Annotated in this window: 8 protein-coding genes; all 8 read left to right on the top strand. The window is 47.9% G+C overall.

Annotated elements, in window-relative coordinates; all coding sequences use genetic code 11:
* Positions 1-31: 31 nt before the first annotated feature.
* A complete protein-coding gene (locus tag NST07_RS14440; RefSeq protein ID WP_342481768.1) occupies positions 32-1171 on the top strand; it encodes an amidohydrolase family protein in 1140 nt (379 codons plus the stop codon).
* Between the two features lie 13 nt (positions 1172-1184).
* Positions 1185-2201: a LacI family DNA-binding transcriptional regulator gene (locus tag NST07_RS14445; protein ID WP_341380364.1), complete on the top strand. Its 1017-nt coding sequence runs from the start codon at positions 1185-1187 to the stop codon at positions 2199-2201.
* 176 nt (positions 2202-2377) lie between these two features.
* A complete protein-coding gene (locus tag NST07_RS14450; RefSeq protein WP_342481769.1) occupies positions 2378-4555 on the top strand; it encodes a serine hydrolase domain-containing protein in 2178 nt (725 codons plus the stop codon).
* A gap of 559 nt (positions 4556-5114) precedes the next feature.
* Positions 5115-6359 carry a sugar ABC transporter substrate-binding protein gene (locus NST07_RS14455; protein WP_341092627.1) on the top strand — a complete coding sequence of 415 codons (1245 nt, stop codon included), beginning with the start codon at positions 5115-5117 and terminating at the stop codon, positions 6357-6359.
* 119 nt (positions 6360-6478) lie between these two features.
* The gene (locus NST07_RS14460) at positions 6479-7378 is read left to right on the top strand and encodes a sugar ABC transporter permease (RefSeq protein ID WP_076112720.1); all 900 of its coding nucleotides are present in this window, start codon (positions 6479-6481) and stop codon (positions 7376-7378) included.
* A 42-nt stretch (positions 7379-7420) separates the two neighbouring features.
* Entirely contained in the window at positions 7421-8245 is an 825-nt protein-coding gene (locus NST07_RS14465; RefSeq protein ID WP_038590959.1) for a carbohydrate ABC transporter permease, read from the top strand.
* Positions 8246-8287: 42 nt separating this feature from the next.
* Positions 8288-9280 carry a LacI family DNA-binding transcriptional regulator gene (locus NST07_RS14470; protein ID WP_341092629.1) on the top strand — a complete coding sequence of 331 codons (993 nt, stop codon included), beginning with the start codon at positions 8288-8290 and terminating at the stop codon, positions 9278-9280.
* 230 nt (positions 9281-9510) lie between these two features.
* Positions 9511-11679, top strand: a complete 2169-nt coding sequence (locus NST07_RS14475; protein WP_342481770.1) for a glycoside hydrolase family 3 N-terminal domain-containing protein — start codon at positions 9511-9513, stop codon at positions 11677-11679.
* The last annotated feature ends 31 nt before the right edge of the window (positions 11680-11710 follow it).

An 11710-nucleotide genomic window follows, 5' to 3' on the forward strand; every position in this document is an offset into this window, starting at 1 on the left:
AACGTTTCCGAAAATAAGGAGGTATCTGATCATGATGCGCAGAAATGTGGTGTGGCTGCTCGGCACTATTATTGTACTCGCAGCACTGGCTGGTTTGTATCTGCGGAATGAGCAAGCCAAAGATATAGCAGACCCTGTGTTAGAACAGACAATACAGTCCTCTATGCCCAATACAGCGGAACCTGCCGCTGCAGAAGCCAGCATTGCTCCCGATCAGGCAGACAATCCGCTGACAGATTTAGTTGCCAAGTATAAGGACCTGGGTCTTATCGACGCCCATAATCATGATGCCAGTCTAATGAAGTATATTCTTATGCTAAAGACTTGGAAAGATCATGGGGTGCAGCAAGTAGTACTGTTTGGTGATGTGTCTGAACCAAGTGCCGTTATTTCCGATATGTTTGCATGGAAGGCTTATCAGGAGCACCCGGAGACTATTATTCCGTATTTCTGCGGATTTGACCTGCATCGCGCAGAGAGCCTGACGGTAGTAAGAAATAATCTGGAGCAGGGATATATGGGCATTGGCGAAATCGTTGCTGCCTCCACGATGTCACCGGTTGTATCCCGGGTGGCCTGGAAGGCCAATCATCCTCTCGATGGCTATCTCCCGCAAATCTATGATTTGGCCGCTGAATACAAGGTGCCGGTGCTGCTGCACATTGATCCGCCTAGCGGTATGCCGGTTGAGAAGCTGGAGCAGGCACTGGAAGAGCATCCGGATACGATGATGATTTTTGCGCATATGAATGCCTACAATACACCGGAAGAGATTGAGCGGCTGCTTTCCGCACACCCCAATTTATATGCTGACTTTTTTGCCGGGTTCTCTATTTATAATCCAGCTGGGGGTGCGCCGGAACAATTCATTCCTGTCATGAAAAAGTTCCCCGACCGCTTTATGCTAAGCACAGACTCCGGGTATGGAATAGCGGGTGAAGAACAGGCAATAGCAGCGATGTACCAAATGCTTGAGCTGATGGAGGATCCTGTCCTTGCGCGGAAAATCGCTCATGACAATCTGGCCGCGCTCATACAGGATCAACCCGCAACCAAAACTCAGCGTCAAGCTCTGCGCAAGCTTGAGCAGGATACCGGAAAGGACTATCATGTGGAAACGCTCTTAAAGGTGGAGGCGGGTAAAATTTTGGCGGAAGCCGCAAAAGGATGAGATCAGCTTGGAAGTGACAATACAGCATATTGCGAAAAAGCTGGGCTTATCGGTCAGTACCGTATCCAGAGCGTTGAACGGCAGTTACGGTGTACATCCGAGAACCATAGCCCGCGTGCAAGAAGCGGCCCAGTCCCTTGGATACGTCCCCAATTTGGGTGCCAAGCAACTGGTCACCCGTAAAAGCAACCTGGTTGGTGTATTCATGCCGGAGATGGAAAAGGAGTCAATTCGTGAGTTCGACGATATTTTTACCACCTTAAGAAAGGCTTTACGGCTCTACCAGAAGGAGATTCTAATTTTCTCAGTGCCCTTTACGGAGTATAAGCCCAACAGCTTAACCGAATGGGTGCGGATGAGAAATCTGGAAGGCTGTGTATTCATGCCACCCTTTGCCAAGAATCACCCGCTTATTAAGGAAGCGGTAAAGCTGCAGATTCCCTCTGTAAATCTTGGCTCAGCTGTAGGGCCACGTTGCTCGCTGGTTGCCTCTGACGACCGGGAAGGCGGGAAAATGGCAGCCGCCTATTTGATTGGGCTAGGACATCGGAGAATCGGCTATATTACTGGCCCCCCGGATGTAAGCATATGCGAGGAACGCTATAAGGGCTTCAGCGAGATATTTTTATCCGAAACAGGGACTCTCCATGATTCCGCCCAGCTGGAATATGGAGATTTTGGCGGGGAGAGCGGAGCGGTGGCAGTCCTGAAACTGCTGGCAAGGGCACCTGAGCTGACGGCGGTTTGCTGCGCAAATGACTTAATGGCAATGGGTGCGGTTATGGAGCTTGCCCGCAAAGGCATCTCCGTGCCTCAGGATATCTCAGTAATGGGCTATGATGGAGCATTTTTTACCGCATATAATAACCCGCCGCTGTCTACAGTGCGGCATCAGTACGAACGCATGGGGACACTCGCTGCTGAAATGCTGCTTGAAGTGATGAACGGCGGAGCCGGCAGAACATTGAAGTTAGTCCCGGAATTGATCCGCCGGGAATCGGTTAATGCTAACCGAATTTCAACGGATTAATGAATTGAATAGAAGGGCAGTGAGGTCATCTCAAGTCTGCTAATTGTTCAGAGAAAATAAAGTTGCAGACTGAGAAAATAAAGTATTAGACTGGCAGGCGTTTCATAAGCTAACAGAAACTTTTCGTAAAAACTAAATTTGACATCTATTCCAAAAAAACGGAACGGAGAGTTTGAATGATGAAAAGTCGATGGATAACTGTAGCTGTGCTATTTTTGTGTCTACTTTTGCTGTTAACCGCCTGCAGCGACAACACACCAGTAGCTGAGATGCAGAACACAGCAGGGGCACTAGATACATCTGAGGTGGTCGAGTCAAGTGCTGCTCCGATAACCGTGCCGATGGCGGAAATGGACTCGCCATCTAACGAAGCTGGGCTCACCTACGAAGTAACCCGGAAAGATGCAAAGGAAAAGGCAGATCTCCTCACGAAAACTTACGATACTAACAGCGTGCAATACGCCATTATTGATCATGGCAACATCGTTGTATCCGGCCAATCCGGCAAGAATGATGAGAAAGGACAGAGGCCGCTCACGAAAGACACGATGTATGGGATCGGTTCGACGAGTAAAATGTTTACCACGGTTGCCGTTATGCAGTTCGTCGATCAAGGGAAAATCGATCTGGATACGCCGATCGTCCAGTATATCCCAGAGTTTACGATGAAGGATGAACGCTACAAACAGATTACTCCGCGCATGCTGCTCAATCATTCTTCCGGGCTGAAGGGATCCTCGTTTACGAACGCCGGTTTATTCGAAGATAACGACACCTATGCCCACGACACACTGCTTAAGCAACTGGCCGGTCAGACCTTAAAGGCGGCCCCGGGCGCTTATTCGGTTTATTGCAATGACGGATTTACGCTGGCCGAGATTCTGGTTGAGCGGGTTAGCGGCATGGACTTTACCGCTTACATCCACCGGTATATTACGGAACCTCTGGGTATGACGAGTACAGTGACACCGCTCGATTCTCCGGACGAAGCGAAGATGGCGGGACTCTATTATCCTACATATGCAGAACAACTTCCGGGCGAGACGATCAACGTGATCGGAGCTGGGGGCATTTATTCCACGGCGGAAGATTTGGCTCGATTCTCGCAAGTTTTCACGGGGGAAGCGGAAGAAGTCTTGTCCGGTAAATCGGCTGCGGCCATGGCGCAAGACGAGTACAAGATGCCATTGTGGCCTGACGATGCGGACAACTCATTCGAATACGGTCTCGGCTGGGACAGCGTCAATCTGTATCCCTTCAGCGAATACGGGATGAAGGCGCTGACCAAAGGCGGGGACACGTCTTTCTATCACGCGTCGCTCGTTGTGCTTCCCGAACAGTACATGGCGGCAGCTGTTGTCACTTCCGGCGGGAACGGCACGTATGATCAGCTTCTGGCGAATGAAATCCTGCTTCAGGTGCTGAAAGAGAAAGGGACAATTACTGAATTCAAGCCTGAAAAGTCATACGGCGCGCCGGTAAAATCTGATATGCCGGAGTCCATGCTGCAGTATTCGGGAATCTATGGCGCAACCGGTACAACGATGAACATCAAAATATCCGAAGACGGCGTAATGTCCATCACTTCGGAGCTGTCACCTGATAATCCGGTCCAAACCTTCGAATATTCGGCGGACGGCATGTTCCATAGTTCGGATGGAAATTCGCTGATCAGCTTCGTGACGGAGGAGAACGGCCGTATCTACTTATGGCTTCGTCAATACACTTTAGTGCCGGGTCTTGGGCAGATTGCTATGTCTGTATATAATGCCGAGAAGCTCCAGCCCCAACATATTCCGGCTGAGACCAAGGAAGCATGGATGCAGCGCGACGGGAAGAAGTATTATCTGCTGACTGAGAAGTATACGTCGATTTCTTATTTGAAAAAGGTAATCACCAACTTGAATGTGTCGAAACAATTGCCGGGGTATGTGTTGGATAAGCGAATAACCGGCCCGAATTCAGCTGTCTCCGAATTGCAAATTCCGGGATTGAACGGGCGGGATCTCTCAGATCTTATGTTCTTTACACATGACGGCGTTGAGTACCTGAGTATGGGTGGAATCATCTTAGTGAACGAGGACGCCGTGAAGCCTATGTACGTCGCTAAGAAGTCAACCGTTACGATTCAGCCCGACGGCTACGCCAAGTGGTATACGATAAGCGACAAAGACGGGGGTAAGACTATTAAGGTGAGCATGTCCCCGAACGCTTCATTCGCCGTTTATGATGCCAAGGGAAAATGTATCTATTTCAGTGTCATCGGAGGCAAGGATCCGGTCGTACTGCCCTTGGAAGGATCCATTGTTTTCGCCGGTGATGCCGGCACGAAGTTCGAGATTTCCGCTCAGTAACTTCGCAATAAGCATCTTGGCTGTTGCAAGGAAGACTGAAATTCGGCGTATTTTCATCATCTGTGGTGCTGCGCTTGCGCTAGTCAATACTTTATTTTCACCGAACAGCAATACAGTTAGGACGCGCTGAGTTTTGTACAGGGCGTCCTTTTTTGTAAACATTTATACAGCAGATTCCATAATTTACTTTTTCGAAACTGAGATTAATCCATATATTAACACTGCGTCCTTGAGTTGGCTGTGAAAAGCTGTTTTTTTTAATAAGCCACTTGAAATCGCTAACACATGGATTTATAATAGGGCTATCGAAACGATTCGAATCAACCATCAGATGAATTAGCAATATGTTCACGAAAATGCTCATTCAACTCGAAAAATGTCTAAATATTCGTTTCATTCTACATTTTTTGGTTAATATTACCTGTGACTACCTCGGGGAATAAGAAAAAGAATGATAATATTCGAATTTTTTTTCGATAATAATCGAAACGTTTCGATGTAAGGGCTTTTATCATAGTTTTTTAAGTTTTGCTCATACTAAAACAGGGGTGAAAGAGAAATGAAGAAAAAAACTGGAGTTACGATGATGGCAATGTTGATGAGTTTCTCATTAGTTGCGGCGGGTTGCGGTAATAATTCCAACAATGCTGCTTCGGGAGACAACAAGACGCTTAAAGTATGGTTCATGGGTACATCTGATACCGTAGAACCTATTGCTAAAATGTATGAAGAAAAAAATCCTGGTATCAAAGTGGATGTGCAAGCGATCCCATGGGATACCGCACATGATAAGCTGCTGACCGCAGTTGCTTCCAAAAACGGCCCGGACGTTGTTCAGATGGGTACCACATGGATTCCTGAATTTGCTGCTGCCGGAGCTTTGAAAGATATGACTCCATACATCGAAAAGTATCCAAGCATGAAACCGGAGAACTTCTTTGACGGAGCCGTTGAAACGACCAAATATCAAGACCAGACGGTTGGTATCCCATTCTATGTTGAGACACGGGCGCTGTTCTACCGCACCGATATGCTTGGTGATGTTGGTTACCCTGAAGGTCCAAAAACTTGGGACGAGCTGAAGGATGCAAGCAAGAAGCTGGTGGCAAAAGGCGGAGCCGGACATTATGCCTTGCCGATTGAAGGTAAAGACTCTATCTACCCTGTAATTTTTGCTTGGCAGAACGGCAGCGAAATTATTGATAGCAACCGTAAGCCGCAGTTCAATCAACCGGCCTATGTGGAGACTGTTAATTTTCTGAAAAGCTTCTATGATGAAGGATTGTCGCCTAAAGGCACTGACCTTGATACTGTAGCAGCATTCAAAGACGGAACGATGGCTATGTTCATCAGCGGTCCTTGGATGATCCAGACCGTAAAAGAGAAAAACCCTGAAATTGACGGCAAATGGGCTGTAACGACATTGCCTGCTAAAGTAACCAACACCTCTTCCATTGGCGGTGCTGATCTGTCCATCTTCAACTACAGCAAGAATCCGGATGAAGCTGCAAAATTCATTGCTTTCATGGCCGAACAGGATGCACAGCTGAAGTATTTCGAAACCTCTAACTCCATGCCGGCACTCAAAGCAGCTTGGAAGAACGAAGCGCTTCAGGATCCAATGATTGCAGCGTTCGGTAAACAGCTTGAAAATTCCCGCCCGGCTCCAACGGTCAGAGAATATGAAGAAATTGCACAGGCTGCAATGGCTGCTTTCGAGCAGATTACCATGGGCGGAGCGGATACACAAACCGAGCTGGACAAGCTGAACGCCAAAGCGAATGAATTGCTGGGCAACAAATAATTATTGAAGTATTGTGTCAGGCGGACTGCCGGGATCTCCTTTTTACGGAGGTTCCGGCATTATGCCTGTATATCCTTCCACACGGAAGAAAGTGAAAGAATGCGAAGGGGTGTGATGTTGTGAGTTCATTTGTCAAGCAGTGGAACAAGCATAAGTATCCATATTTGTTTATCGCGCCCGCGGTAATCCTGCTGACCCTTTTTTCGATTATCCCGATAATTATCGCACTGGTCATCAGTTTTACGGATATGGATTTGGTGGGGCTTGCGGATTATTCGAATATAAGTGCTATTGGTTTTGATAACTATTTTAATATTTTCAAAGATCCTATTTTCTTAAAGTCGATGTATAACACACTTATTTATGTTGTTGTCGGGGTTCCCTGCGTGGTTATTGCTTCCATGGGGGTTGCATTGCTGCTGAATTACGGAACAGGCTGGCTGTTTAAAAGCTTCCGGGTGATTTATTATATGCCTTCCATTACCAACATTGTGGCCGTAGCCGTAGTATGGGGTTATTTATACAATGGTTCGTACGGTTTGTTTAACTATGTTCTTTCCTGGTTTGACCTGCCTGCGCAGCAATGGCTTCAAGATCCTGTGCTGGCGAAATTTTCACTTATCCTGCTGGCATTCTGGAAATCAATTGGTCTCAATATGATCATCTTCCTGGCGGCCCTTCAGGGAATTCCACGTTCGTATTATGAAGCTGCGGAAATCGACGGTGCAACCGGCTGGAAGAAGCTGCGCTACATCACCGTTCCTTTGCTTGGATTCGCTACTTTCTTTGTAACCATTACGACCCTGATCGGCTGGATTCAGTTCTTCGAAGAGCCGCTCGTGATGACAAAAGGTGGACCGCTAAATGCAACGATGTCAATGGCGCTCTTTATTTACAATAACGGGTTCCAGCTGAGCAAATTCGGTTATGCGGCTTCGGGTTCATTCATACTGTTCATCATCATTATTATTGCGACACTTATCCAATTCGCGGTCAAAAAGAAAGAAGTGGAATACTAAGCTTCAGCGTGATGCTGCAGGCTTAAGAAGGAGGGAACTAGCATGGCACTGAAGATGAAGAAGATGGAAAAAGGAATTATGATTACCCTGCTCGTTGTCGGAGGACTTCTGATGATGGTGCCGTTTATTTGGATGATCGGTTCATCCTTTAAACCAGAGAATGAATTTACGGTGATTCCACCGTCGCTTTTCCCGGCGCACCCAACGTTTAACAACTACCGGGATTTGTTCGTGAAGATGGATTTCTTAATTTACTTGAAAAATACACTGATTATCGTGTTATGTTCTTTTGCCGGACTGTTTCTGAATGCGATGGCCGGATATGCTTTTGCGAAATTTGATTTTCCGGGCAAAAATAAGTTCTTCTTTATTATCCTGGGTACGATGATGATTCCATCACAAGTAACCATGATCCCGACGTATCTGATTATTAATCAAATGCATCTCGTAAATACGATGGCGGGTATCGTTCTGCCCGGCTTAGTAGGGGCATTTGCGATATTCTTGTTCCGTCAGTTTATGACTACCATTCCGATGGATCTGCTGGAAGCGGCAAGGCTGGATGGAGCGGGCGAGCTGCGGATCTTTTTCCAGCTGATGGTGCCGATCGTGAAGCCGGTATTTGCGGTGCAAGGGATTTTGACGTTTATCGGGGCCTGGAACAGCTTCCTGTGGCCGCTGATTATTGCCAATGACGAGAAACTATATACACTTTCAGTAGGTTTGTCCTTGCTCAAAGGCCAATATGGTACAGCGTTTGGACTGCAAATGGCTGGTGCGGCCTTTATGGTCATTCCAATTATTATCATATTTATCTTCTTCCAGAAGCATATCATAGAAGGATATACGATCTCTGGGATAAAATAGTATATAGAGAAATAATGCAGGGTTCAGGAAGGGTTGAAATGGATGGCAACAATCAAGGATGTGGCCAAGCTGGCGGGCGTAGCCCTGTCCACAGCTTCGTATGCGATGAGCGGGGACAGCAAGGTTAGCGCAAAAACGAGAGAAAAAGTTCTGGCAGCAGCAAGACAGCTGAATTATCAAAAAAACGGCTTTGCCATGGATTTGAAGCGGAGCCGGACCAATACGATTGCACTCATATTAACGGATTTATCCGGTCCTTATTATTCGGAGCTCATCCGCAGCATTCAGGATGTCACGCTATCCAACTCCTATGACCTGATTGCCTGCAGCTCGATGGGTGGAAAAGATTCGACGGCTGTACGTTATTTACTCGAAAAAAGAGTAGATGGCGCTATTGTGCTGGCTCATAATATTACAGTAGATCTTCTTCATGCTGCTGCGGGTGCGCGTTTTCCAATCGTCGTGATGGATCGACTGATTTCCGGTGAAGGCCTTATCAATGTGGTGGTAGACAGCGAACAGGGTGGGTATAGTGCGACCCGTCATCTGATTGAAAAAGGGCATCATTCTATTGCTTATATTAGCGGACCTGCTAACTCTTATGACAATGCACTGCGTTATCAGGGGTATTTGCGTGCCATGCATGAGGCGGGTCTGAATGAAAAAACGAAGTGGAAGCTAAGCGGCAACTTTGTCCGTGAGGGCGGTTATAAAGCAACGAAGATGATGCTGGTGCAGGGTGAGCTGCCTTCGGCGGTGTTTTATGCCAATGACGAAATGGCAGTCGGGGGAATGAAGGCGCTGGAGGAAGCCGGAGTTTCCGTGCCGGATGATCTTTCGGTCATTGGATTTGACGATATCCAGTTAGCTGAATACCTTCAGCCAAGGCTGACCACCATCCGTCAACCGATGTACGAATCCGGTTCGCTGGCCGGACATCTGCTGTTCCAAAGGTTGAACGGAGATGAGGTCAACGATTTCTACAAGCTCAAGATCGAACTGATTGAACGGAACTCGGTTAAAATCAACAGTTAACCGGAGCTGGATGCGATAATCCCGCCGAACGCTTTGTTTTTGGCCAGCGCGGCGGCAAGCTTCCGGTTATTTATCGGGCAAGAGTAGATTCTGGTACTCCTACTGCTCTGTATTGCTGTCGAAATTAATAGAAACGTTTATGAAATATATACAATTCATACTGTAAGAGACCATATAAATAAAGAGATAATAGAATAGAAACGTTTCGTTTCGGTGGAGGGAACACAACCATGACTGAACATCTCTATCACAAATATGTTAAGCACATGACACTTGAAGAAAAGATAGCCCAGCTGCTGCAGCTCGCAGCCCCCTTTTATGACGAACCGGGCGATCATTCAGAAATCACCGGACCTATGGAGGAGCTCGGTATCGGCAGCGAGACCAAACTTGCGGCTGGTTCCGTACTTGGAATAGCCGGTGCGGAGAAAATGATGGCTGTGCAGAAAGAACATCTGAAGAATAACAGACTTGGCATTCCATTGCTGTTTATGGCGGACATTGTACATGGATTCAAGACGATATTTCCGATTCCCCTGGCGATCGGCTGCTCCTGGAACCCGGAACTCGCTAAACAGAGTGCAGAAATCGCCGCGCGTGAAGCCGCAGTATCAGGACTACATGTAACTTTTGCGCCGATGGTGGATTTGGTCCGAGATGCCCGCTGGGGCCGTGTGATGGAATCAACGGGTGAAGATCCCTATTTGAACTCAGTATTTGCCAAGGCATTTGTACAGGGCTTCCAAGGGGATGACCTGAGAAATGATGTATTCCGTGTTGCAGCCTGCGTGAAGCATTTTGCAGCTTATGGACTGTCTGAAGGCGGACGTGATTACAATTCAGTCGACTTGTCGGAACGCCAGTTGCGCGAATACTACTTGCCGGCCTATAAAGCAGCGGTAGACGCAGGAGTCGAGATGGTGATGACTTCCTTTAATATTGTGGACGGGATTCCGGCTACCGGAAACAGCAAGCTGCTGCGCAGCCTCTTGCGTGAAGAATGGGGTTTTGAGGGGATCGTCATTTCAGACTGGGCGGCTATTAAAGAAATCATTGCCCATGGCGCTGCCGAAGACGAAAAAGAAGCCGCCTTTAAGGCAATCTGGAGTGGCGTCGACATCGATATGATGACCACAAGCTATGTGAATCATCTGCCCGAACTGGTGGCAGAAGGCCTTGTGGATGAAGAGCTGATTGATGAAGCTGTGCTGCGGATACTGAAGCTTAAGGAAAAGCTGGGCTTGTTCGAGAATCCAATGCGTGGTGCGGATCCGGTTCTTGAACGCGAGCTTGTGTTCTCCGGCGAGCATCGCCTGGTTTCCCGCAAGCTTGCCGAGAAATCCAGTGTACTGCTTAAGAACGAAGGTGTGCTGCCGCTGGCGCCTGAGCAACGGGTTGCATTGATCGGTCCGTTTGCGAATAGCGGAGATATTCTGGGCTGGTGGTCTTGGACCGGTTCTAAAGAGACGGCGGTCAAGCTTGGTGCATCCATGCGTATACTCAGCAAAAATCCGGGCAATGTGATTATTGCTGAGGGAAGCGGCATCGACACGATCAGCGAGTTTCAGCGTAATGAGGCCTTGAAAGCAGCTGCAGATGCTGATGTAATCGTGCTTGCGGTCGGTGAATCTTCAGAGATGAGCGGTGAAGGCGGCAGTCGCAGCAATATCAAATTGCCGCAGGCGCAGCTGGAACTGATTGAGCTGATGAGAGGGCTGGGCAAACCTTTAGCTGTTGTCCTGTTTAACGGCCGCCCGCTTGATCTGCATGGTGTGTATGATCTTGCTGATGCTGTACTTGAAGCATGGTTCCCGGGAAGTGAAGGCGGTGCTGCGCTGGCGGATCTGTTATACGGAAAGGTTAATCCATCCGGAAAGCTTAGTATGTCCGTTCCTTATTCCGTTGGCCAGGTTCCTGTTTATTATAACTCCTTCAGTACCGGCCGTCCCAAACCGGAAGAAGAGACAGGCAACCGTTATATTTCCCAGTACCTTGATATTCCTAACGAACCGTTGCTGCCATTTGGCTTCGGTCTAAGTTATACGGATTTCACCTATGAGCGACTTACACTTTCAGCGGAGACAATGAAGGGTGATCAGCCGATTGAGGCGAAGGTGACTGTCACAAATACCGGGAAGATGGCTGGAACAGAAACGGTTCAACTTTATATCCGTGATGTATCGGCAGAGGTAGTCCGCCCGGTTAAAGAGCTGAAAGGTTTCAAGCAGGTGGAGCTGGCTCCGGGAGAAAGCAGCGAGGTCGTCTTCCAGATTGACGAAAGTATGCTCCGCTATCATCACAGTGACCTGTCCGTAAGCAGTGACCGCGGCCAATTCCGCCTGTTCATCGGCGCTAGCAGCAAGGATGTTCAGGCAGCATCTTTCCGTTTGCTTAAATAATGCGAAATGTTAAACACAAATACTGACGAAT

Source organism: Paenibacillus sp. FSL L8-0340, assembly GCF_038593145.1.
Lineage (GTDB): Bacteria > Bacillota > Bacilli > Paenibacillales > Paenibacillaceae > Paenibacillus_AQ.